The 24,246-nt window shown below is 40.9% G+C and carries 26 protein-coding genes and 1 pseudogene; 17 read left to right on the top strand and 10 right to left on the bottom strand.

Annotated elements, in window-relative coordinates:
- The first annotated feature begins 208 nt into the window (after window positions 1-208).
- The 4 genes from PZ638_RS09575 (at window position 209) to PZ638_RS09560 (ending at window position 3,156) form a co-directional block, all read left to right on the top strand.
- Window positions 209-829 (top strand): LuxR C-terminal-related transcriptional regulator, encoded by a 621-nt coding sequence (locus tag PZ638_RS09575; protein ID WP_036957668.1) that lies wholly within the window; start codon window positions 209-211, stop codon window positions 827-829.
- Window positions 830-975: 146 nt separating this feature from the next.
- The gene (locus tag PZ638_RS09570; protein ID WP_036957666.1) at window positions 976-1,347 is read left to right on the top strand and encodes an ArsC family reductase; all 372 of its coding nucleotides are present in this window, start codon (window positions 976-978) and stop codon (window positions 1,345-1,347) included.
- Between the two features lie 13 nt (window positions 1,348-1,360).
- Complete coding sequence (gene dapE / locus PZ638_RS09565) at window positions 1,361-2,491, top strand: succinyl-diaminopimelate desuccinylase (protein WP_144140710.1); 1,131 nt, start codon at window positions 1,361-1,363, stop codon at window positions 2,489-2,491.
- Window positions 2,488-3,156: a M15 family metallopeptidase gene (locus PZ638_RS09560; protein ID WP_096863901.1), complete on the top strand. Its 669-nt coding sequence runs from the start codon at window positions 2,488-2,490 to the stop codon at window positions 3,154-3,156. Before dapE ends, PZ638_RS09560 begins: the two co-directional genes overlap by 4 nt.
- Before the next feature lie 54 nt (window positions 3,157-3,210).
- Here the strand turns inward: PZ638_RS09560 and PZ638_RS09555 are convergent, their stop codons facing one another.
- A complete protein-coding gene (locus tag PZ638_RS09555; protein WP_094960491.1) occupies window positions 3,211-3,603 on the bottom strand; it encodes a DUF454 family protein in 393 nt (130 codons plus the stop codon).
- Between the two features lie 457 nt (window positions 3,604-4,060).
- Between PZ638_RS09555 and PZ638_RS09550 the strand changes: the two genes are divergently transcribed.
- On the top strand, window positions 4,061-4,252 hold the full coding sequence (locus tag PZ638_RS09550; RefSeq protein WP_094960622.1) for a YpfN family protein: 192 nt from the start codon (window positions 4,061-4,063) through the stop codon (window positions 4,250-4,252).
- Here the strand turns inward: PZ638_RS09550 and PZ638_RS09545 are convergent.
- Entirely contained in the window at window positions 4,233-6,254 is a 2,022-nt protein-coding gene (locus tag PZ638_RS09545; RefSeq protein ID WP_164455568.1) for a tRNA(Met) cytidine acetyltransferase TmcA, read from the bottom strand. The genes PZ638_RS09550 and PZ638_RS09545 overlap by 20 nt on opposite strands.
- A 7-nt stretch (window positions 6,255-6,261) precedes the next feature.
- The gene (locus PZ638_RS09540; RefSeq protein WP_004253572.1) at window positions 6,262-6,714 is read right to left on the bottom strand and encodes a DUF441 domain-containing protein; all 453 of its coding nucleotides are present in this window, start codon (window positions 6,712-6,714) and stop codon (window positions 6,262-6,264) included.
- 582 nt (window positions 6,715-7,296) lie between these two features.
- Here PZ638_RS09540 and PZ638_RS09535 point away from each other — a divergent pair.
- From PZ638_RS09535 to PZ638_RS09515, 5 genes and pseudogenes are all read left to right on the top strand, one after another.
- On the top strand, window positions 7,297-7,722 hold the full coding sequence (locus tag PZ638_RS09535) for a PPC domain-containing DNA-binding protein (RefSeq protein WP_036957661.1): 426 nt from the start codon (window positions 7,297-7,299) through the stop codon (window positions 7,720-7,722).
- A gap of 36 nt (window positions 7,723-7,758) precedes the next feature.
- Complete coding sequence (locus tag PZ638_RS09530) at window positions 7,759-8,340, top strand: membrane protein (RefSeq protein WP_036957659.1); 582 nt, start codon at window positions 7,759-7,761, stop codon at window positions 8,338-8,340.
- Window positions 8,341-9,045 (top strand): energy-coupling factor transporter transmembrane component T, encoded by a 705-nt coding sequence (locus PZ638_RS09525; RefSeq protein WP_094960489.1) that lies wholly within the window; start codon window positions 8,341-8,343, stop codon window positions 9,043-9,045.
- Window positions 9,036-9,899: an energy-coupling factor ABC transporter ATP-binding protein gene (locus PZ638_RS09520; protein WP_272574621.1), complete on the top strand. Its 864-nt coding sequence runs from the start codon at window positions 9,036-9,038 to the stop codon at window positions 9,897-9,899. The genes PZ638_RS09525 and PZ638_RS09520 overlap by 10 nt, the downstream gene beginning before the upstream one ends.
- Window positions 9,900-9,951: 52 nt before the next feature.
- Window positions 9,952-10,707: pseudogene (locus tag PZ638_RS09515) on the top strand (energy-coupling factor ABC transporter ATP-binding protein); the annotation flags it as partial.
- Window positions 10,708-10,766: 59 nt separating this feature from the next.
- On the opposite strand, the gene purC reads toward PZ638_RS09515, so the two are convergent.
- The 3 genes from purC to dapA form a co-directional block, all read right to left on the bottom strand.
- Window positions 10,767-11,480, bottom strand: a complete 714-nt coding sequence (gene purC, locus PZ638_RS09510; protein ID WP_004911363.1) for a phosphoribosylaminoimidazolesuccinocarboxamide synthase — start codon at window positions 11,478-11,480, stop codon at window positions 10,767-10,769.
- A gap of 523 nt (window positions 11,481-12,003) precedes the next feature.
- Entirely contained in the window at window positions 12,004-13,059 is a 1,056-nt protein-coding gene (gene bamC / locus PZ638_RS09505; RefSeq protein ID WP_004253551.1) for an outer membrane protein assembly factor BamC, read from the bottom strand.
- A 16-nt stretch (window positions 13,060-13,075) separates the two neighbouring features.
- Window positions 13,076-13,984, bottom strand: coding sequence for a 4-hydroxy-tetrahydrodipicolinate synthase (gene dapA, locus PZ638_RS09500; RefSeq protein ID WP_004253550.1), 909 nt, complete (start codon window positions 13,982-13,984; stop codon window positions 13,076-13,078).
- Window positions 13,985-14,271: 287 nt separating this feature from the next.
- Here dapA and PZ638_RS09495 point away from each other — a divergent pair, with 287 nt between their 5' ends.
- Window positions 14,272-14,829, top strand: coding sequence for a glycine cleavage system transcriptional repressor (locus tag PZ638_RS09495; protein WP_004253549.1), 558 nt, complete (start codon window positions 14,272-14,274; stop codon window positions 14,827-14,829).
- 14 nt (window positions 14,830-14,843) lie between these two features.
- Window positions 14,844-15,314 (top strand): thioredoxin-dependent thiol peroxidase, encoded by a 471-nt coding sequence (bcp, locus tag PZ638_RS09490; RefSeq protein WP_004253548.1) that lies wholly within the window; start codon window positions 14,844-14,846, stop codon window positions 15,312-15,314.
- Window positions 15,315-15,361: 47 nt separating this feature from the next.
- Here the strand turns inward: bcp and PZ638_RS09485 are convergent, their stop codons facing one another.
- On the bottom strand, window positions 15,362-16,426 hold the full coding sequence (locus tag PZ638_RS09485; protein WP_272674186.1) for an AI-2E family transporter: 1,065 nt from the start codon (window positions 16,424-16,426) through the stop codon (window positions 15,362-15,364).
- Between the two features lie 196 nt (window positions 16,427-16,622).
- Here PZ638_RS09485 and bepA point away from each other — a divergent pair, with 196 nt between their 5' ends.
- Window positions 16,623-18,086, top strand: a complete 1,464-nt coding sequence (gene bepA / locus PZ638_RS09480; RefSeq protein ID WP_036958108.1) for a beta-barrel assembly-enhancing protease — start codon at window positions 16,623-16,625, stop codon at window positions 18,084-18,086.
- A gap of 12 nt (window positions 18,087-18,098) precedes the next feature.
- Window positions 18,099-18,455, top strand: coding sequence for an arsenate reductase (glutaredoxin) (arsC, locus tag PZ638_RS09475; RefSeq protein WP_094960485.1), 357 nt, complete (start codon window positions 18,099-18,101; stop codon window positions 18,453-18,455).
- A 43-nt stretch (window positions 18,456-18,498) separates the two neighbouring features.
- Here arsC and hda read toward each other — a convergent pair whose 3' ends face one another.
- The 3 genes from hda to upp form a co-directional block, all read right to left on the bottom strand.
- Window positions 18,499-19,200: a DnaA inactivator Hda gene (gene hda / locus PZ638_RS09470; protein WP_036957653.1), complete on the bottom strand. Its 702-nt coding sequence runs from the start codon at window positions 19,198-19,200 to the stop codon at window positions 18,499-18,501.
- Window positions 19,201-19,327: 127 nt separating this feature from the next.
- Window positions 19,328-20,623, bottom strand: a complete 1,296-nt coding sequence (gene uraA, locus PZ638_RS09465; protein WP_004253542.1) for a uracil permease — start codon at window positions 20,621-20,623, stop codon at window positions 19,328-19,330.
- A gap of 98 nt (window positions 20,624-20,721) precedes the next feature.
- Window positions 20,722-21,348, bottom strand: coding sequence for a uracil phosphoribosyltransferase (gene upp / locus PZ638_RS09460; protein WP_004253541.1), 627 nt, complete (start codon window positions 21,346-21,348; stop codon window positions 20,722-20,724).
- A 353-nt stretch (window positions 21,349-21,701) separates the two neighbouring features.
- Here upp and purM point away from each other — a divergent pair, with 353 nt between their 5' ends.
- From purM to speG, 3 genes are all read left to right on the top strand, one after another.
- Window positions 21,702-22,742 carry a phosphoribosylformylglycinamidine cyclo-ligase gene (gene purM, locus PZ638_RS09455; RefSeq protein ID WP_094960484.1) on the top strand — a complete coding sequence of 347 codons (1,041 nt, stop codon included), beginning with the start codon at window positions 21,702-21,704 and terminating at the stop codon, window positions 22,740-22,742.
- Complete coding sequence (gene purN / locus PZ638_RS09450) at window positions 22,742-23,380, top strand: phosphoribosylglycinamide formyltransferase (protein ID WP_094960483.1); 639 nt, start codon at window positions 22,742-22,744, stop codon at window positions 23,378-23,380. The genes purM and purN overlap by 1 nt, the downstream gene beginning before the upstream one ends.
- Window positions 23,381-23,617: 237 nt before the next feature.
- The gene (speG, locus tag PZ638_RS09445) at window positions 23,618-24,205 is read left to right on the top strand and encodes a spermidine N1-acetyltransferase (protein ID WP_004253538.1); all 588 of its coding nucleotides are present in this window, start codon (window positions 23,618-23,620) and stop codon (window positions 24,203-24,205) included.
- The last annotated feature ends 41 nt before the right edge of the window (window positions 24,206-24,246 follow it).

Genomic DNA, 24,246 nt, shown 5'->3' with positions numbered 1-24,246 from the left:
TTTAATGTATTATCAACAAGTATCTTATTGTTATTAGCGAGGGATATAATATATTAAGCAAAGAAGTAACATTAAGAATTCCCCATACTGATTTTACAATTATTAATACTCCAATTAAATATAATAAATATATCAAAATTAAACTGTCTATTTTATGGAAAGTATCAAACTAGACCTTGAATTTTAAGACATGAAAAAGGAACCCTCTATGTCTAAATATACCGTAATGATTGTTGATGAGCACCCTCTTATACGCTTGGGATTGCGCCAGCTCATAAATACCGATACGCACTTTATTGTCACAGCAGAGTCCTCTTGTTGTTACGAGGCCTTAAGCATTGCAAGGCAGCTACAGCCTAATCTAATTATTATAGATACCAATATTCAAGGTATTAAAACATTTGAAACGATACGATTACTTCGTAAGCACTGCAATAATAGCTACTTATTAGTGTTATCTGCTTCAACAATTAAAACAGATATATATGGCGCTATTGATGCAGGAGCACAAGGGTATTTATTAAAAAGCAGTGAGCTTGACATGTTATTTTATAGTATGAAGAAAGCCTCTAGAGGGCAATTAGTTTTCAGTGAAAAAATATATCAGCATCTTATTTCTCGTCATAATTATAATGACCCACTCTCATCACTGACACGGCGAGAATCTGAAATTTTACATGAAATGGCTGTGGGTTTAAAAAACCGTGAAATATCTAATTTACTTTTTATTTCTGAAGAAACGGTTAAAGTTCACATTAGAAATATTCTTAAAAAATTACGTGTTCGCTCTCGTCTTGAAGCTAGCTTAATTTATATGCGTTCAAGATAATTTTTTCTAATTATATTAATTAACAAAGCTAAATTACGAATAATTTAATTATAAGTTTATTATATATTTCTCACATTTGGGCTAGATCCTAAGCGATTTTTGCCTCATTATGTATGGATTATCGCTAGTTTTTTGAGGAAAATCATATGCCCAATACATCTAACTCTCCTTATATCATGTACGGAATTAAAAACTGTGACACCATTAAAAAAGCACGCCGTTACTTAGAAGACAATGGAGTTAACTATCAGTTTCATGATTATCGTGTTGATGGTATTAGCGATGAATTACTTTCTACCTTTATGGAACATATTGATTGGGAAGTGTTAGTAAATAAACGAGGAACAACTTGGCGTAAACTGACTGATGATGAAAAAAATGCAGTGGTTGACTCAAATAGCGCGAAAAAAGTGCTAATTGCAGAGCCCGCCATGGTCAAAAGACCCGTACTTGTTTCTCCAGACAACCGTTACTTAGTTGGGTTTAGCGCAAATGACTACCAAAACTTCATTCGATAATCAGGCGGTTATGATGGATTGCCCAGTTATTCAACTTGCCAAAGAACTGATCTCACGCCCTTCTATCAGCCCTGATGACCAAGGTTGCCAAGCGATACTGACTGAGCGTTTAAACCAACTCGGTTTTACCGTTGAACCAATGCATTTTGGTAACACATTAAATTTTTGGGCACATCGAGGTACTCAAGGTCCAACGCTCGCATTTGCAGGCCATACCGATGTCGTACCAGCAGGCAATAGTGAAAATTGGCAAACACCCCCTTTTAACCCGACAATTATCAATCAACATTTGTATGGCCGCGGTGCTGCTGATATGAAAGGCTCAGTCGCAGCAATGGTTGTCGCCGCAGAGCGCTTTGTCAAAAAGCACCCTCAACATCAAGGGCGTTTGGCCTTTTTAATCACATCAGATGAAGAAGCCGATGCGCTAGATGGCACGGTCAAAGTGGTCGAAACATTGATGGCACGTAATGAACGCGTTGATTACTGTTTAGTCGGTGAGCCGTCAAGCCAATCACAATTAGGCGACATCATAAAGAATGGTCGAAGAGGCTCTATTACAGCGAATTTAACTATTTTGGGTACACAAGGACACGTTGCTTATCCCCATTTAGCGGACAACCCGGTGCACCGCTCAACCGCTTTTTTACAAGAGCTCACTTCAACTATCTGGGATAACGGCAATGAGTTCTTCCCTGCCACCACCATGCAAATTGCCAATATCCATGCAGGTACTGGGGCAAGTAATGTGATCCCTGGTGAGTTATTTATTCAATTTAATTTTCGTTTTAGCACAGAATTGACCGACACACAAATACGTGACAGGGTCACTAGCATGCTAGAACGCCATGGCTTAACATATAAAATAAAGTGGTCATTATCTGGGCAACCATTTTTAACTGAAAAACAAGAACTTGTCACTGCAACTTTGCAAGCAATTCATGAATTAACTGGTCTTAATGCAGAGTTATCCACAAGCGGTGGAACCTCCGATGGCCGTTTTATCGCCCAAATGGGGACTCAAGTTATTGAGCTCGGCCCACTGAATGCCACCATACATAAAGTTGACGAATGCGTTAGCGTCAAAGACTTGCAACAGCTGGCCTTAATTTATGAACGGGTCATGGAGTTATTGTTATTATGATCACTATTGCCATGTTAACAGGCCGCTCAACTGACCATTTAGTGACACTTGGCGGTTCTCATCGCCTACAGTTCAATGCCACCAAAGCATTTTTAGCCATGCAACAAGCGGCTGTAAAGTCAGGGTTCAAGTTACAATCGGCAAGTGCATTTCGTGATTTTTCACGTCAACAGTTAATTTGGAATGAAAAATTTACCGGTCTCCGCCCTGTTCTTGATGCACAAAGCCAACCTTTAGATATTACAACGCTTTCTGAAGGCGAGCTTTGTGAAGCTATTTTACATTGGTCAGCATTACCCGGTGCAAGCCGCCACCATTGGGGAACCGAAATAGATGTTTATGACCCATTACGTATTCCTTCAGGGCAAACGTTACAGTTAGAGCCTTGGGAATATGAAACTGACGGCTATTTTGCTGAACTGAACCACTGGCTAACGGATAACATGGCGACATTTGATTTTTATCGCCCTTTCACTGCAAAAAATGCAGGGGTTGCCTATGAACCTTGGCATATTAGCTACTGGCCTTTATCCCATGAAGCTGAACAGCTTTTAACGCCAGAAGTCATTAAACAAGTTCTCCTACAAGAGGATATTTGCGGAAAAAACTGGCTAAACAGTAACTTAGATTATGTATTCGAACGCTATATTAAAGCTCCTGAATAATTTCTAAGCTAACAGAGCAACTTCTACCACGCCTCATAGATTACGCTACATAATTTATGGGGCTTTTTTCTTTTTCGTGGCAATTTGTTCATCAACAACTGGAAGCCGATACATAAAAATAAGCAGCCAACACAACAGTGCCAATAAACCAATTTTTAACCATAAATAGCTAACAACCCAGATTGATAGTGAAAAAGTGAGTATTATCAATACAATTGCTTTTGGTTTTGCCCCTTTCGGTAGTCCTTTATGCTTTTGCCAGTGACGGATATATCCCCCAAACCAAGAGCGATATAATAACCAATGGTGAAAGCGTGGAGATGAACGAGAAAAACACCATGCCGCTAATAACAAGAAAGGCGTAGTCGGCAAAACAGGAAGAATAACGCCAGCAAAAGCCAGCGCAACAGCTAACCATCCAATAACTATGAGGAACAATTTTTTCAAAATTACTCCCCCTCCCTAATAAATAAATCAAATGGTAAAAGCCGCATAAAATCTGTGGTAACTCATAATAATATCAATGGTATACTCTAATGGTAAACACGCTTAATGAAAAGTCGCTTTTGCCGATTGGAATGATTATTGTTCCCATAGCTTTCTTTCTCAGGAATCTTTGAGGTTTCAATGATAGATATTTATTTTTCTTTATATCATTTAGTTTCGATGAAAAGATGCAAAAAAACACAATAGAGGCATACACTAGTATGTACTAGGGTAACTGAACGATATCAACGCACAGACAGCTCAAAAGAATGGCTCACTCGGTTCCATTCTAAATTATTTGAGTTGTATGAAGGCGATGAGAGAAGGCATCCCTAGGAGCATACAAAAGTATGTGACTAGGGTAACTGAGCGATATCAACGCACAGACAGCTCAAAGAATGACGAATGGAAGGTGAATATGCAATGGTTGACAGACTACTGGTGGATAATTTTACTCTTATTGGTAGGTATTATCTGGAATTCAGTCAAAGAAATGATGAAATTGGACCCCAAAAAATTTTTAGATAACAAGCCTGAAATCCCTCCGCATCAGGATAATAACCATCTTTGGGATGATGAAGACGATTGGCCTAAAGACAAGAAGAAGTAATTTTCTGCTTTATTTCAGCTAAAAGTGCTGGTTGGTATTGTTTTACCTGTATACCAACCTCTTCTCTTACTCGTTTTAACCATTGCTTTTGCCCTGTAATACCGACATCCGCGCAAATCTTGGAGATAGGTTCACATAATACAAAATGCCGTCTGAGGAGAGGAAGCCCGTTTGTTTCTTCCCTCAATAAACGCATGATTGCACTTGTACTCGCCGAAATTGGGCGCTTAAACTCACTAAAACCGATCAGTTCTATCCAATCATCTGTCACTAGTTGCTGCTGTGGATCCGTTTCGAACGCAAACTCTTGTAAATCACTGCGCCAATATAGGTCACGTTTTAATCGGGATTCGCCTTGTTCACAAAGTTGGTATGCACGGTTTGAAATAGGTAAAATAGCCATCGCGGTAAAACAGCCACTACTGGCTTCTTTATGCGAACCTATTCGTATTAACCGAAAGCCCGCTTTTTGCCAAAATGCGACTAAGTCTGGTGTTAATCCAAAACTAACAGATAAAAAATCTAACCCTTGCTCTGTAGCAATTGCTTTCTGTTTTTCTAAAAGCGTTAAACCAATTTGGCGCCTACGGTAGTTCGCATCAACGGCAATACGCATCACTCGGCGAGATAGCCATTGTGCCGCAATGGGGAAATAACTATGAGCTGCTAAAGATTGGACAACTAAATTTCCTCTTGGTCGACGAAGCCCAGCCCATATTTGCCAGCTCAATGATTCGGTTAACTGTCCTTCATCTACCATCCATAATGCACCTAAATAGGTACAATCATCAGACTCGGCTTTTGCCACCATAAAATGTTGTTGCTGGGCATCCAATAGTCGTCGTAAATCTAATGGTGACGTTCGATAATGTGCACTCATCAATAAGCCATAAAACGCTTTTAATTGCTCATTATTTTCCGCTAATGATGCCTGAGTTAACGCTTTATATTCAGTATTTCCAGCAAGAACCGTTTGAGTGGTGGGTTCTTGCAGCAATAAAGCCTCATTGACCCACAATTCTAAGGGATCATTAGCCGCATAGCGCATTGGGTTATCAAGTTGCAGTAAAGTGAAATGAGCTAAACTTGCACAAAATTTTAACGTAAAACCGCGCCCAGTTCCTTCATAACCATCGACTGTCGTAGTTAATAGAACTCGAGGAAAATACCCCACCAGCTCACGTAATATATAATTAGGAATAGCAGAAGCTTCATCGATGACTAGCCAATCTGCTGTTATTTTTTCATTGCTGCGGCAGTACGCTAATAGGCTATCAGGGGACCAAAAATTAATCTTTTGTCCTGCATGCCGACTTAAAACTTCCGTTGCCACTTTGGCGGGAGCACAACACCAACACTCTCCCATAAATTGTTTTATTAACATCCCAGCTATTGCAGATTTTCCGCGCCCTCTCGGGGCTATCAAGCCCCAAATGCCATGTTTTGCTTTTAATAATTGGCTAATTATTTGTTGCTGCTGTTCTGTTGGCTGGCCTGTCGGTGCTTGCCATAATGGTTTGTTATTTAGTAATGAAAAATCAGGCTCATCTCCTTGTTTATAAAATAAAATATCGGAAGATGTTTGGAAAGTCCGTTGCAGATGGTGAATAAAATTCGGTGTTGGAATGAGCCCCAATTGTTCATTCCAACGTAGGCTGTCTAGATCAGCATTTGTCGCCCACTCAGTTTGAGGTGCAGTACATAAAACTAACAAGCTCCCTGCTTTTAACGTGCCAGCAAGCATGGCTAGGGCTTCACTATGAAAACCTTTACGTGCATCAAAGATGCCATGTAAAAATTCACGGCCCAATAATAGATGTGCATTCTCTGGGGAAACCCCTTGTGGCAAATTCGTTGAAATGGTTAACCAGTCGCCATCAATGGCTGTCTGAAGTTCGTTGAGTTGCTGTTCCACCCACGCACTGTCGCCAGAAAGAACCATAAGACGACGCATGCCAACCATATGTAGCTGTTCGATAATAACAGGAAGCAATTTCACCATCGTAATACTATGATTTACCAATTAATAGTGACAAGATCCCGGCAGCAATTAAAGGCCCTACAGGAACACCACGGAATAAAGCAACACCAATAACAGTTCCAACAAGTAAGCCTGCAACAGTAGAAGGTTGATGGGACATTAATGTGACACCTCGGCTACCTAACCAAGAAACGGCGATCCCGATGACAATTGCAAGAATCGATTTCCAATTCAAAAATGAGCTCAATACTTCATTTGCCGTTATTTTACCGCTCGCAATTGGCGCCATAACACCGATAGTTAAGATAAGTATCCCAATGGTTAAGCCATATTTTTCAACCCATGGAAAATAATTATTCAATGGTGTTATTCTGACCACCAATAAAAATAACATCGCAAGAGTGACTGTCATATTATGACTAATGATACCTAACCCGGCTAATACCAGTAAAATGATTAATGTTGGATCAACATGACTCATAGATTTATCCCTGTAAAACGCATAATTATAATTTATTAGCAGCAAATAGACTGATTTAAAAACATGTTATTGGCTCATCATCAAAGAAGCAAATATTAACGCCAACTCTTTTTATTTTTACGGTAACGATATTTTCATTAATAAAAAACCTTACTATTTCCGCACAATTTATTAACTCAAGTGCGACATTTTAGCTGTTCTTTATTATCTATTTAATACTTTTCAAAAGAGGTCTTCTTAGCATATTTCACGGTGACAAGCCGAATTGTACATAAAATTAACATGGCAATACAGATAACTCCCATCGCCACCAAAACTTAAGCTAAATATTCGGAATATTCATCACTGTTTATTTTTTTATTTCTGCATTTTTTTTATATTTATCATCATAAAAACCAACTTGTGGTGCCTTTTGCTGAAGATAGTCCTAAATACCTTTACAACCAGACAATCCATCTCAATTACGTATAATAATCACCAATAATTAATACAGAAAAATCATAACTTAGCATTATTTATAATTTTAATGATTTACATGGTTGTGCGACGCTCTGCGCAAGCACAATGATTAGGATTAACAATATGAACCAATCTTTATCCCCCTTTTCAAACGCTCGTTTTATTGCTATCCGCTTAGTGCCTGGAGAAGATGCGCTTTTAGCATTAAAACGAAAAATTGAGCAACACAGCCTACAAGCTGCATTTATTGCCAGTAGCGTCGGCAGCTTAACTCATGTCGCACTGCGTTTTGCAGGACAAGAGAACACGTTTCACACAACAGGCAAATTCGAAATTGTTTCATTAATTGGCACTTTAGATGCTAACGGCGAACACCTGCATTTGTCTGTCTCTGATGAAGAAGGGAAAGTTCTCGGTGGCCATATGATGCCGGGTTGTACTGTTAGAACAACATTAGAGCTGATTATTGGGGAACTTGAAAAAGTTAATTTCACTCGTGAACCTTGCCCTTTGTCTGGTTATGAAGAGCTTATCATCACTTCTCGCTAATTTTATTATTCCATTACTGTAAGGAATGACTTTGTCATGAGTAAAACGTCGATTATTTCTAGTCGTACACTGACTTTAATTGTTTTTTCTATTGCTATTAATATGGTTATTGGCCAATTAAGCTCAATGTTAAAACTGCCGATATTCCTAGATTCTATAGGAACATTAATTTGTGCATTATTAGCAGGCCCTTGGGTTGCGCTATTGAGTGGATTATTAACAAATCTATTATGGGGTTTACTCAGCGGCCCAATTGCAGCGGCTTTCGCCCCTGTCGCGATGATGATTGGCCTGAGTGCTGGGTTATTAGCTCGCGCAGGTGGTTTTCGCACCTTACCAAGAGTGATTTTATCCGGTGTTGTCATTACTTTTGCGTTGATGATCGTTGCTGTTCCCATTCGCACTTACTTGTTTGCAGGAACAACCGGTAGCGGCGCTGACTTTTTTGTCGCGTATTTTCATGCTGTTGGCGATAACTTATTAGAATCGGTGGCAATTACAGTATTAGGCGCCAATATTGCAGATAAAGTCGCATCAGCCATTATTGCTTGGTTATTGGTTCGACAATTACCAGAACGTGTCCAACGTAATTATCCAAATATGGCTAAGGTCCGTTAAATGCATCCATTTACCTCGCTGACAATTTGGTTTTGGCTCAGTGTAAGCTCGCTTTTCTTACCATTGAGCTGGCCATTAATTCTGCTAGGTTGCAGCACATTTGGTGTTTTATTATTTTGGCGGCCCGCACGCCACCGATGGAAAATAGTTGCGTGGATTATGCTTCCCATGGCGGCAGGGCTTTGGTTAATTCATGGTGGCTGGCTAGCTCAGCTATTAACCGGAGCCACATTAAAAAATAGCCGCCCTGAATTTGCGTTGGCATTGTGGTTTAAGTTATTAACGATTATTAGCGCTTCTCAACTTTGGCTGCAGTATGTACCGACTGAACGTTTCATTCGTGCTTTGTTTGCAAGCCGTTTACCTGCAAGTTTTGCATACCTACTCGCAGGCCCGTTATTACTTGCAGAACAATTTCGCCAGCAATTAAACACTATCCGTGAAGCCCAATTAGCGAGAGGCGTTCCTCTTGATGGGCGCTTTTGGCAACGTGTTATATCGTTACCTGCCCTATTATTTCCACTTGCCAGTAATACCTTAAGTGAACTAAGTATTCGTGGAGCCGCATTAGATATGCGTGGTTTTCGTTATTGTGCCAAACGCACCACATTAAACCCGCCTAGAGATAGCTCTCTCCAAGCAGTACTTAGATATGGGTTAGTTCTGTTAATTTTCATTGAAGGTGGTCTCTCTCTGTGGTGGTAAATCTACAACAAATGCGCTTCATTCCACAAGGTGCGGAGCAGTCCCTATTAGGGCCGATTGATCTTCAGCTAAACGCAGGCCAATGGCTATGCATATTTGGCGGTAACGGCAGCGGAAAAAGCACATTAGCGCAAATACTCGCCGGTTGGCACAATGACCTCATTCAGGGGAAAATCGAAGGAACCGCAGAGATATTACGAGCGCCCTTAGCTGACAACTCCGTGGTTCAGGTGTCTATATCACGCCAACTAGTTCAGCAATCCCCCCAATTACAACTTTCAGGCTGCGCGTTTACCGTTGAACAGGAAATTGCGTTCGGGCCTGAGAACCTCGGTTTAACACCCGACGAAATTAGTGAGCGAGTTGAGCTTGCCATTGAACTGACGTTTTGTAGGGCACTGCGAACGCGCCATCCTGCAACCTTGTCAGGCGGTGAAGCGCAACGAGTGGTGTTAGCAAGCGCATTAGCGATGCAACCCAAACTCCTGTTACTTGATGAAGCCTTTAGTCGGCTCACACCGAGTGCAACACAACGCATCTTAACGCAATTACAACGCTATACAGAACAAACAGGCTGTAGCATTATTTTTTTTGAGCGCAACTTATTACCAGCCACCAGTTTCTGTGACTCATTCCTTTTGCTGAGTACGGGTAAAACCTTTTTAGAGGCTGGGAAAATGGTCGCAACAGGTGGTTTAAATGATGTTTTTCTTGATGCCATTGAAACAATCAATATGCCAGATGCTTGGCGCGCGGTAGGTGAACTGCTCAAATTAGGGTATTGGCAAGGAAATATTCCCCACGATGAAGCACAATTGCTACAGATGTTTAAGGAGCGATATGTTACAGCTTGAAAACCTGAGTTATCGTTGGCCAAGTTCAACTATTGATAACATACAATCTTTATCTCTATCTATTCACCCTGGTGAATGGGTCGCTGTAGTTGGGGATAATGGTGCAGGTAAATCAACGCTATTGCGCCTTTTAGCGGGGTTATTGCGCCCAACACAAGGTGATATTCGGCTTGATAGCCTGCCGCTTAATCTTCTTTCCTCCCCACAAAGAGCTAACCATATTGGGATCTTATTCCAAGAAGCTGAGAAACAAATTTTTCATAGTTGTGTACGTGATGAAATTGCTTTTGGTTTAAAACGCCAAAAACATCATAAACGTGATATTCAAGCGCGAGTACAGCAAGCACTTGAAATTTGTCACTTATCCGATGTGGCGGATAAACACCCTTTAGATTTACATGCAGGCCAACGCAGGATGGTTGCTGTTGCCTGCTTAGAGGCTGTTTCACCTAAACTATTGCTACTTGATGAACCAAGCCGTGACTTTGATGCCTTTTGGATGCGAAAATTCGAAGACTGGCTGACACTACAACGCGAAAAAGGGGTAACTGTCGTTTCGATTAGCCACGATCTTGATTTTGTCGCCCGCCATTTTCAACGTGTAATACATCTATCAAATGGTAATCTAATCGCTGATGGTCAACCACTGGAAGTATTAGGTCATCCAGAGTTACAAGTTGAAAGCCCACTTCCTGCACCGACATTGATATCACTTAGTCAGCAACTACAAATAAATACTACTGATACCACTCTTTCATCATGGATCACACATTTTATTAACCAACAGTCGCGCCCGATTAATAACTAAAAAATAAAAAAATAGCCTGCAATGCAGGCTAAAATCTCATTCAAATTATAGGAAATTAATTAATCTAACTGCACGCCAATACGGCGGGCGACCTCTTCGTAAGCTTCAATTAGACCACCAAGGCTCTGACGAAAACGGTCTTTATCCATTTTATTCAGTGTTTCTTTGTCCCATAAACGGCTACCGTCTGGGGAAAACTCATCACCTAAGACAACCTGGCCTTTATACAAGCCGAACTCCAGTTTAAAATCGACTAAAATTAACCCTGCATCTGCAAAAATTTTACTGAGCACTTCATTGGCTTTGTAGCTTAGCTCACGCATTTTAGCCAAATTTTCTTTACTCACCCAACCAAAAGTCTCACAGTACGATTCATTCACCATCGGGTCGTGCTTGGCATCGTCCTTTAAGAATAAGTCAAATAAAGGCGGGTTTAACACCATGCCTTCTTCAACACCTAAGCGTTTTACCAGTGAACCCGCTGCACGGTTGCGGATCACACACTCAACCGGCACCATATCTAACTTTTTCACTAGAGCTTCTGTGTCAGACAATAATGCTTCCATTTGCGTTGGAATACCGGCTGCTTCTAATTTGCTCATAATGAAATGGTTAAACTTGTTATTTACCATACCTTTACGGTCAAACTGCTCGATACGCTCACCATCGAGTGCTGATGTATCATTACGGAACTCCAGAACCAGTAGATCAGGATCCTCTGTGGTATAGACTGTTTTTGCCTTACCACGATACAACTCAGCTTTCTTTTGCATCTTACACACTCCAGGGATGTGATTAAACTAAACAAAAATCAACCTGCACAGCAGATTCAGATAAGTAACAGAAGAACAAAAACCATTCAAATGGCCTATTCATTGTTAATTTTCTGCTCTGTTTCAGTCAGTTACTGAAATTCACCATGTAAAACGCTAACTAGCTGATATTCAATATTTTATAATTGACTGCTAATCATGATAATAAAATTCCGGAGCGGACGCAAACGATTACTTAACCATAAATACTGATTTTTTGTCCATTTGTTTTAAGTGAAAACATGAAAGATAAAATTAGCCTTCCAGAGAAGGAAAATTGAAACTGATGGAATGCTAATTAATAATTAACTAAGCATATAGGTTACGATAAGCATTAAATAAACAAAATACAGAGCTGATAACCACCAGCCTATGCGTATGAAGCTTAATATCTTTACCCCAATACAAACCCATCCAATTTAAATAAAAAAAACCGCAGCTTGTATTTAAGCTACGGTTTAATTCGTCATCTAAAAATGTTGAATTATTGCTTTTTGGCTGGTGCTTTACTAAACGCCGCTTTCAGTGCAGCAACCATTTCATCATTTTGTTTTTGTGTTAAAGGAACACCTTTGGTGGTGATAAATTGCAGTGTACTACGGTTATTTAAATCACCGACCTGCACTTTATAATCCGCTTCTGGCACAGTTGGGTCATCAATGCCCAACGCCTGCCATTCTGAACTGCTTAAACCTTTATAAGTCACCATCACAGAACCACTTGAACGTGTACGGTCACCCACTTTCATGCCAACACTTTCTAAGGTGTGTGGTAAGCGTTCCCATACTGCATCAAATGGCGCACGAACAACAACTAAAGGTAAGCCAGTATCATCACTACCTGTTTGAACATCAATGATACCATAAGCATTTTGAATGCTATTTTTGTTTGAAGTATCACGCAACGTATATAAGTTATCGGTTAATTCATTCAATAACAGTTTGTTATAACGTTGAGTTTCGACAACATCGGTAATGGTCTCACCACCTTGACGTAAGCCTAAGCTGGTTACCGTTAACGCCATCATACCATTTTCTGGTTGCACTGTTACTTTATGGCGACTCTCAATCGGTACGTTTTCATCTGCACGATCCCATTTGACCCAATCGGTTTCAATTGAGCGAGAACCATCATCTTTAGATGAAACTGGAATACCTCTTTGCTCTAAGATCATCGTAACTTGTGACCAAAGTGCACTATTTTCAGGTGTATTTTCTAGCAACAAACGACTTGCTTGAGCGCTATCCTCTGTACGAGAACCCGCTAATTGCGAAATTGTCAGTACTGGCGGACGAATGTCTAACGCTTTCCCTATTGCCCCTGTTGATGTGGCTTTAGGGATATCATACTCACCATTTTGTTCTGGTAATGTCAGCCCTTGTGGCACATTCAACACTTTCAATGGCGCAGCATTGAGATATTCCTCATCACCACTGACCTGACGTTTATAGCGCTGATCGCTGGAGCAGGCTGCCAGTAACACGACAAGTGACAGGCCAGCAACCTTCATAACCTTCGATTTTTGCAATAATGTTGCCATTAAAATTCCCTAAATTTTACAGTAACCCAGCGAGCTTCAAAGCTTCCTCAACTTTTTGCTGGCCCGAGGTGGTTAACGGTGTCATTGGCAACCGTAATGTACCATCTGCAATCAGGCCTAAGCGATGACAGCCCCATTTCGCTGGAATTGGATTTGGTTCAACAAATAACTGAAGATGAAGCCCCATCAGTTTTTTATTTAATTCACGCGCCTCAGTATATTTGCCTGCAAGCGCTAAGTCACACATTTTTACCATCTGTGGTGCCGCAACGTTGGATGTGACTGAAATAACGCCTTGACCACCCAGTTGCATGAAATCAAGTGCTGTTGCGTCATCACCTGTTAACAGTACAAAATTATCATCAACCAGTTCTTTGATTTGATGAACCCTAGCTAAGTTCCCTGTTGCTTCTTTAATTGCAACAATATTCGCCAGTTTTGCTAAACGCCCAACGGTTTCAGGCAACATATCACAGCCAGTCCGTGATGGTACATTATAAAGAATCTGTGGCAAGCTCGTGTTTTCTGAAATTGCTTTAAAGTGTTGATATAACCCTTCCTGAGAAGGTCTATTATAATAAGGTGTTACCGTCAGGCAAGCAACTACACCACTGTTTTCAAACTCATTTGTCAGCGAAATAGCTTCAGCTGTCGCATTTGCGCCTGCTCCTGCAATAATAGGAATACGGCCATCCGCTAATTCAAGTGTCGCTTTTACGACATCCACATGTTCTTTGTGCGTTAAGGTTGCTGATTCGCCAGTTGTACCAACAGAAACAATCGCAGTTGTTCCGCTTTCAACATGATAATCCACCAATTTTTTTAAGCTGGCTTTATCTAAACGCCCCGCCGAATCCATTGGTGTGATAACTGCAACAATGCTTCCCGTTAAAAAATCTTTATAATTTGCGTTTCCATTAGCCATAGCGATACCCCCTCAATAATTGAACTACCATGTTACTTTTTCATTTCAAAGAAGAAAACCACCCAACAGCAAGAATTTAATGAATTTTGTTAATGCCGAGCACATTAACTTAAATAGAAGTAATAATTCACTGATATTTCTCGCAAGAGTCTATTTCCCCTCTTGGCAGATTGTCTTTTTTATGGTTTCCTTACCTTCATAGTCAGTCAGTTTTTAGTGCTAGAATTTTACTGCTATATTCTAATCAAATGTTTAACTGACATAATTAAAATACTAAGGAATAGACTTTGCCTAAGACTGAACAGCAATTTCTTGTCATTACTGCGCTGGGAACAGATCGTCCGGGCATTGTGAATACTATTACACGGCTAGTCAGCGAGTGTGATTGTAATATTGAAGATAGTCGCTTAGCGATGTTTGGCAAGGAATTTACCTTCATTATGATGCTTTCAGGCAGTTGGAATGCTATCACCCTTTTAGAGGCGACATTGCCACCTAAGGGCGCCGAGCTCGATTTGCTCATCGTAATGAAAAGAACCCAGAGTGTTCAAACAACCTATTACCCATCGACAGTAACAGTGAATGTTGTTGTTGACGATGCACCCCGTATTGTCGAGCAATTCACAAATTTATTCACAACCTCGCAGTGTAATATCGCAGAGCTTGTTTCTAAAACACAACCAGCCAATAATGATATGCCCGCTCAACTGGAGATTCAGATTACTGCACACGACCCGTTGGACGATAATGGCATAATCATAAAAAATAAATTTCAACAACTGTGTACAATGCTAAATGCTAAAGGCAACATAAGTATTGTTAACAACCCCAACATGCAAAGTTAACGGAGATATATGTAATGAACCCATTGAAAGCCGGTGATAAGGCGCCTCAATTTAGCCTTCCTGACCAAGATGGTGAGCTCATCAATCTTTCTGATTATCAGGGTCAGCGCGTATTAGTTTACTTTTATCCTAAAGCGATGACCCCTGGTTGTACTGTTCAAGCGTGTGGTCTACGTGATGAAATGGATACACTTAAAGCGAAAGGTGTCGAAGTATTAGGTATTAGCACAGACAAACCAGAGAAACTGTCTCGTTTCGCTGAAAAAGAGATGTTGAACTTCACTTTATTATCAGATGAAGACCACCAAGTATGTGAGCAATTTGGGGTTTGGGGTGAAAAACAATTCATGGGGAAAACCTATGATGGGATTCATCGTATTAGCTTCCTCGTTGACCCTACTGGGAAAATAGAACACGTCTTTGACAATTTTAAAACCAGTAACCACCACGAAATCGTGCTTGATTACATTAATACACACGCTTAATCGCCACATCTTAGTGCTGTATGCCCCCATACAGCACTATTCCTAACCTAGTTTTGTGATTCCGTTGGCTCTTCCGGCCATACGTGAATGACCGCTTTAATCAGTGTTGCTAATGGGATTGCAAAAAATACGCCCCAAAAGCCCCATAACCCACCAAATATCACAACAGATAAAATAATCACTAGTGGATGCAAATTTACCGCTTCAGAAAACAATAAAGGCACAACAACGTTGCTATCCAAACCTTGGATCACTAAGTAAACTAACATTAGGTACCAAAATTCACTGCCGATACCGAACTGAAAGAGCGCAACAATAACCACTGGGATCGTGGCCGCTACCGCACCAATATAAGGGATTAATACCGCTACTCCGACAAGCACCGATAACAATACGGAATAGCGCAAGTCAAAATAAGCAAAACATAAATAGGTCACCACCCCAACAATCACCATTTCTGTTACTTTCCCTCGTAAGTAGTTGGTGATTTGTTCATTCATTTCGACCCAAACTTTGCCCACTAACAAACGATTTTTGGGTAATAACTTAAGAAAGCTTTTGCTGATACGTTCTTTATCTTTTAAAAGAAAAAATGTCATCAAAGGCACTAGAACTAAGTAAACCGCCAAAGTAAAAATACCAATTAATGATGCAACTGACGCTTTAACCACTGAGTCTGCAATGCCTGACATGCGGCTACGAAGGTTATCTGCCATCATATCAATAATGCCAACGTCCACTAATGCGGGGTATTGCTCTGGTAATTTCTGTGCGAATTCATTGAAACGGTTAACCATATTTGGTAGATCGGCCATCAAATTAATCCCTTGCTGCCATGCCGTCGGCGCAATAATTAAAATAACCATGGCACTTATTCCAGCGAATAAGGTCAAAATAATGCCGACAGCAACTGAACGAGATAACCCTATACGCTGTAATAAATTGGTCGGCCATTCAAGTAAATAAGCTAAAGCAATTGCCGCCAGCAATGGAGCCAGTATACTGCTGAAAAAGAAGATGATCACAAACCCCGATACGAGTAATGTAAAGAGGGCTATGGCTTGTGGATCAGCAAAACGCCGACGATACCACTGTAAAAACAATTCCAGCATTTATTGCTCCTGGGGGAATTAGTGCAAAGGACAGTTCCTAAAGTAACGAAAATTATACCGAAGAACAGATTTTACGATAGCTTTTGCTATCATGTGTTTTAAACTTTTCGCGTTTTTAGGTGCCTTACTTAAACATACCCGAAATAAAGTCGGTACTTACCCTAAATTTAAATGTTGTATGGGATACTCACGTTTCATGAAGAAAACTTTAAAATATCCATTATTGGCTTTCATGATCGCTGCGCTAATGAACGGTGCAGTTTTACCTGCTTATAGCGCAATTGAAGATACCTTACCCGATATAGGAACGACGGCGGGAGGCACTCTTAGCATCAACCAAGAAATTATTATGGGAGACGCAATCACACGCCAAATACGAGCCAGTACCCCTCTTATTTATGACCCACTGTTAACTCAGTATGTTAACAAACTTGGCATGCGCTTAGTAAAAAATGCCGACTCAGTTAAAACACCGTTTAAGTTCTATTTAGTCAATAACCCCAATATTAACGCATATGCCTATTTTGGGGGTAATGTCGTGCTGCATTCCGCATTATTTCGGTACAGCCAAAATGAAAGCCAGCTCGCATCAGTCATGGCTCACGAAATATCTCACGTCACGCAAAGACACCTTGCGCGAATGATGGAAGACCAGAAAAGCACCACTCCTCTCGCGATTGCAGGGACCATTGGTTCTTTACTGTTAGTGATGGCGAATCCTCAAGCCGGTTTTGCCGCTTTAACAGGAACAATGGCTGGGGTTCAACAAGGTATGATCAGCTTTACCCAAGCCAATGAACAAGAAGCTGACCGTATTGGCTTGCAGACATTAAGGCGCTCTGGCTTTGACCCACACGCCATGGCTGATTTTATGCAAACGATGTCAGACCAAACTCGTTATATGTCGAAGCCCCCTGAAATCCTATTGACGCACCCCTTACCGGATAGCCGTTTAGCGGATGCAAGAAACCGCTCTAATCAATATCCTAAAGTGAGTGTGCCATCATCACTGGATTTTATGTTAGCTCGCGTTCGTATTTTGGCCATGTATAGCACCGAGCAAAAACATGCCTTAGACCAAATTATTGAAAATTACGGGAAAGGTTCTGCACAAGAGCAAATTGCGGCACAATATGGTAAAGCGTTACTTCTTTCTCAGGACAAAAAATATGCAGAAGCAGGTAAAATCCTGACAGAGCTATTAGCGAAACAACCTGATAACCCTTGGTTTATTGATAGTATGACGGATGTCGATATCGAACAAAATCAAGTTGCTAGAGCAGTTTCGCGTTTACAAAACGCATTGAAAAAAACACCGAAAAATACTGTTTTCATTGTTAACCTTGCCAACGCATTAATTAATAATCATCAATATAAAGAAGCTACAACCTTGTTGAATAAATATACGTTTGATTACCCTGATGACCCGATTGGCTGGGATTTACTGGCCGAAGCGTCTGCAAAGCAAGGTAAACGTACAGAAGAACTCGCCGCTTACGCAGAAGGAATGGCATTACGGGGTAATTATGACACTGCGATTAATTATCTCAGCGATGCTAGCCGTCAAAGCCGTTTAGGCAGCTATGAACAACAGCGTTATGACGCTCGCATTGATGCGCTTAGAAAACTACAATTACGTGACAAAAATGCAAAACCGTAAGGAGTTAAAATAATGACGGATTCGATTAAGATTTACCACAACCCACGTTGTTCTAAAAGTCGTGAAACCCTAGCCCTTTTAACTGATAAGGGTATCACTCCCACGGTGGTCGAATATTTAAAAACACCCCCAACGGTAGCTGAGATCAAAAAACTCCTTAAAATGTTAGGCTTTAAAGATGCTCGTCAATTAATGCGCACCAAAGAAGAGCTGTATAAGGAATTGAATTTAAACGATGACAGCTTAACTCAGGACCAACTCATTAAAGCGATGCATGAGAACCCTAAGTTGATTGAACGCCCTATCGTTGTTAATGGTGATAAAGCACGCTTAGGCCGTCCGCCTGAGCAAGTCTGTGAAATCTTATAGTCACTATTTTGGCAGCTATGCGGCTGCCAACTCGTTTAGTCTACTAGAGTTTTAGAATATCTTTTACGAAAGGGATCGTTAATTTGCGCTGAGCAACGATGGATGCGTGGTCAAGTTTGTTTAAGATATCAAACAAGGTTCCCATTTTTCTATCTAAGCGTTTTAATACGAAACGGCACACATCTTCCGGTAATTCGAAACCACGAATACGAGCACGTAATTGCAGTGCCCAAATTTTATCTTCGTCACTCAGTGGATGCAGTTTATAAATTTGTCCCCAATCAAGGCGAGACGCTAAATCAGGTAATTTCAGTTCGATTTGCCGAGGTGGCCTATCCCCAGTGATTAATAAACAAGTTCGGCCAATTTCCAAAATACGGTTATATAAATTGAAAATCGCCATTTCCCACTCTTCATCACCCGCGATGCACTGAATATTATCAATACAAACGAGTGATAAATGTTCCATACCGTCTAGTACTTCAGGGACAAAATATGCACGTTTATCTAAAGGGACATAGCCTACTGCAATGCCTTGTTCAGACAGTTCAGCACAAGCCGCATGTAATAAATGGCTTTTTCCACCACCTTCTCGCGACCAATAATAGATATAACTACCGTGTGGTTGATTAATAGCAGACTGAATAGCAGACAGCAACGCCCCATTTTCCCCTGCATAAAAGCTTGCAAAGGTTTCATCATCTGGCAGATATAGTGGTAATGAAAGCTGTGATGGTGTGTTCAGAAGCGCCTCTGGCTGTACAAATCAATTTTCATCTAGCAGTTTACCATAAAAAACACGGATAGATGAATAAGAACGGTGAGCAAATGCCGCTCGATCAACCGAACGGCAATAGGGAAAATCACATGGCTTATTTTTTATTGCTATCAAGCTCTTGCACTTCAGATGTTACAAATTGCTTTTCAGGCCTAACAAATGTTATAAAACGGAACAATAGTGCCATAAAGATCCCGACAATCGTCGCCAGTGCCATACCTTTAAGTTCCGCTTGACCGATATGGATAACCGCACCACTAACACCAATAATTAAAATCACTGAGGTTAAAATCAAATTCTGTGGCTTGTTATAATCAACTTTTGAATCAATCAACACACGAATACCTGATGCACCAATTACCCCGTATAATAAGAGTGAAACCCCGCCCATGACAGGAACCGGCACTAATTGGATAGCAGCAGCTAATTTACCAACACAAGATAATAAAATAGCAATAATTGCAGCTCCGCCAATCACCCATGTGCTGTATACCTTGGTAATTGCCATTACCCCAATATTTTCACCATAAGTCGTATTCGGTGTTGAGCCAAAGAAACCTGAAATCACCGTCGAGAACCCATTCGCAAACATTGAGCGATGCAAACCTGGCGATTTCATTAAGTCACGCTCAACAATATTCGCCGTGACCACTAAGTGCCCTACGTGCTCAGCGATAACCACTAAGGCCGCAGGTAAAATGGTTAAAATAGCAAACCATTCGAAGCGTGGTGTATAAAATGTTGGGATAGCAAACCATGGCGCTTCAATAACGGGTGTAAAGTCTACAATCCCCATAAAATAGGACAATGCATAACCCGCTAAAAAACCAATCAAAATTGGGATTATAGATAAAAACCCACGGAAAACGACCGCGCAGAGAATAGTGACTGATAATGTGGTCAGGGAAATAATTAACGTGTTCGAATCAACCACTGCGCCATCTTTAGGTAATAGCCCTGCCATACCTGCAGCGGTTTGAGCAAGCTCTAAACCAATTACAGCTACGATTGCCCCCATTGCCGCTGGGGGGAACATGACGTTGATCCACCCTCTTCCTGCAACTTTAACAATCAGCGCAACTATACAGAACAACACGCCACAAATGATAAAGCCGCCAAGTGCCAATTCATAACCTAATGGTAATAAAATCAACACAGGGGAAATGAATGCAAAACTTGAACCTAAATAAGCCGGAATTTGCCCTTTACAAATAAATAAGTACAGCAGCGTTCCTATTCCATTAAACAGCAAAATTGTCGCGGGGTTTACACCAAACAGAATCGGTACGATAACGGTTGCGCCAAACATAGCAAACAGGTGTTGAAGGCTCAGTGGGATAGTTTGTAATAATGGTGGTCTTTCTTCAACACTGATGGTGCGACGAGTCATGTGACTTTATCCTCTTTTAGCGAAATGGCTAATCACTGAATAAGCAGTGAGTCTCTACAATTAATCAAAAAAAAGCCGACTTCTCAGTCGGCTTATCATTATTTAGTACCAAATATCTTGTCGCCCGCGTCACCGAGACCCGGAACGATATACCCCTCTTCATTTAAATACTCATCAATTGAAGCGGTATATAATTCAACATCTGGATGCGCAGCTTCTAACGCTTTTAAACCTTCTGGCGCTGCAACAAGGACTAAGATTTTAATCGAGGTACAACCCGCATTTTTTAATAAATCAATAGTGGCAATCATTGAGCCACCCGTCGCTAACATTGGGTCAACCACTAATGCCATACGTTCTTCAATGTTAGATGCGAGTTTTTGGAAATAAGGGACAGGCTGCAGTGTTTCTTCATCACGATAAACACCTACCACACTGATACGTGCACTTGGAATACTATCTAATACACCATTCATCATACCAATACCTGCACGGAGGATTGGTACTACAGTGATTTTCTTACCTTTAATTTGTTCTATTTCTACAGGACCACACCAACCATCGATAGTCACTTTTTCAGTTTCAAGGTCAGCAGTTGCTTCATAAGTCAGTAGGCTACCAACCTCTGAGGCCAGTTCACGAAAGCGTTTTGTGCTTATATCATGATCTCGCATCAGGCCGAGTTTATGTTTAACGAGAGGGTGTTTTACCTCAACGATCTTCATGGGTTTCTCCTACTATTTAAGACGGCGGCGGACAAAAAAATCGCCGGATTATACCTCTTTTAGCTTTGGTTGCCACTAGATAACGCTTGATTTTGGTCAAAACAACAACGATTAACACAATTTTTTTAGAATTATACCTTATCTCAGTTAAGTTGAAATTGGCTAAACCGCAAATTTGATTTAAATAAAATCACTTATTATTTTGCTGTACGGCTTCTTAGCAATCACCTTTTTTGGATCACGAGTACTAAAAAAATTTCCAACACAAAGCTATCGCAAACGTTTGCCTAGCCTGTTAGAATAATGTCAATGATGTTATTTTTCTCAAAAATGTAATTGCCTTGGGGGCCGTAGTGACTGATAAAACCTCTCTCAGCTATAAAGATGCCGGTGTTGATATTGATGCGGGTAACGCCTTGGTTGAACGTATTAAAGGTGTCGTAAAAGAAACCCGCCGCCCAGAAGTTATGGGTGGGCTTGGGGGATTCGGTGCATTATGTTCCCTACCGCAAAAATACCGTGAACCTGTTTTAGTCTCAGGCACTGACGGTGTCGGTACCAAATTACGCTTAGCAATGGATTTAAAACGTCATGACTCCATTGGGATTGACCTCGTCGCTATGTGTGTCAATGACCTGATTGTTCAAGGCGCAGAGCCTCTATTCTTCCTTGATTATTATGCAACCGGTAAACTGGATGTGGATACCGCTACTAGCGTGATTACAGGTATCGCAGAAGGCTGTAAACAATCTGGTTGCGCATTAGTTGGCGGTGAAACCGCTGAAATGCCTGGTATGTACCATGGTGAAGACTACGATGTGGCGGGTTTCTGTGTGGGTGTTGTTGAGCGCTCAGAAATCATCGATGGCAGCAAAGTGAGTGCTGGGGATGCCTTAATTGCTTTAGCCTCTAGCGGCCCTCATTCAAATGGCTATTCGCTGGTTCGCAAAATCCTTGAAGTCAGTCAAACCAACCCTGAAGAAACGCTATTAGATGGAAAACCTTTAGCTGATCACTTATTGGAACCAACACGCATTTACGTTAAAAATGTATTAGAGCTGATCGCAAATAGCGATATCCACGCCATTGCACACATAACCGGTGGGGGTTTCTGGGAAAATATTCCTCGCGTACTACCTGACAACACACAAGCGATTATTGACGGCAGCAGCTGGCAATGGCCCGCAGTCTTTAATTGGCTACAGCAAGCTGGTGATGTTAGTACCCATGAAATGTACCGTACCTTCAATTGTGGTGTGGGGATTATTATTGCTCTGCCACAGCAAGAAGTCGAAAATGCACTTGCTCTGCTGAACAAGCTTGGTGAAAACGCATGGCAAATCGGTACAATTGGTGCATTACCTGCGGGTGAAGAGCAGGTTGTGATCCGCTAATGAAAAAAATAGTTGTCCTCATTTCTGGCAGTGGCAGTAATTTGCAATCATTAATTGATAGCTGTCGCTCTGGGGCAATTGGCGCTCAAATTGTTGCTGTTATCAGCAACCAAGCCAATGCTTATGGGCTTGTTCGAGCACAACAGGCTGGGATCCCAGCCTGTTATTTAGATGCGAAACAATATACTGACCGCCAAGCATATGATGCTGCACTACTCGCGCAGGTTGACCAATTCCAGTCTGATTTAGTCGTATTAGCGGGTTTTATGCGTATCTTATCAGCCCAATTCGTCAACCACTTTGCTGGAAAATTACTCAATATCCACCCTTCTTTGCTACCTAAATACCCCGGTTTACATACACACCGTAAGGCGCTGGAAAATGGGGATAAAGAACATGGCACATCGGTGCATTTCGTTACAGAAGAGCTGGATGGCGGGCCGGTTATTTTACAAGCCAAAGTGCCTATCTTTGAACAAGATAGCGAAGAAGATATTATCGATCGGGTTAAAGCTCAAGAACATGCGATTTACCCATTAGTTGTTGAATGGTTCATCAGTGGCCGATTAACAATGCAAAAAGGTAACGCTGTGTTAGATAACCAAATTTTACCGCAACAAGGTTATGCTAACGAGTAACCTTCGTGACAGCGAAAAATATAAACTTAAGGGTGGATATCCACCCTTTTTTCGTCGTATTTCACATGGAAATAACATAGAACGGTATTGAGTTAAACAGCGTCCTCCTAAGTAAAATGAATTATTTTTCAACAAGGTGATCATCTCTCTGTGCTGTGTCATTATTTTATCGTAAATAAATGTTATCCTTGTAATCGAAGAACAACACATTTTTCCTAACTAAATAGAGGTATTTTTATGACAACCGGGCAAGTTCATCCGTTTAGGTTGCGCCCACTTGAACGTGAAGATTTAGCATTCATTCACCAGCTTGATAATAATGCCAGTGTTATGCGTTATTGGTTTGAAGAACCTTACGAAGCTTTTGTTGAATTAAGCGATCTTTACGATAAACATATTCATGACCAGTCTGAACGCCGCTTTATCGTTGAAAATGACAGTGAGAAAGTGGGCCTAGTCGAATTGGTAGAGATTGATTATATTCACCGACGCTCTGAATTTCAGATTATCATTGCACCGAGCCATCAAGGGCATGGCTATGCGAGTCGCGCTGCGCAATTAGCAATGGACTACGCGTTTTCTGTACTAAACTTATATAAACTTTATCTTATTGTTGATAAAGAAAATGTCAAAGCTATCCATATTTATAATAAACTAGGCTTCCATACTGAAGGCGAACTGATCGACGAGTTCTTTGTCAATGGCCGTTATCACACCGCTATCCGTATGTGTATTTTTCAGCAGCAATATTTTACGATGAAACAGCAATCTGCTAATCCAGAAAGTGTTATTACCCAAGATAAAGCAATTAAACAACACATTTAGCTAACTGGCTGGTATCATAGCCACAAAGTAACAAGAGTCTA

The organism is Providencia hangzhouensis, assembly GCF_029193595.2.
In the GTDB taxonomy this organism is placed as follows: domain Bacteria; phylum Pseudomonadota; class Gammaproteobacteria; order Enterobacterales; family Enterobacteriaceae; genus Providencia; species Providencia hangzhouensis.
This window is presented reverse-complemented; position numbering and strand designations above follow the sequence as displayed.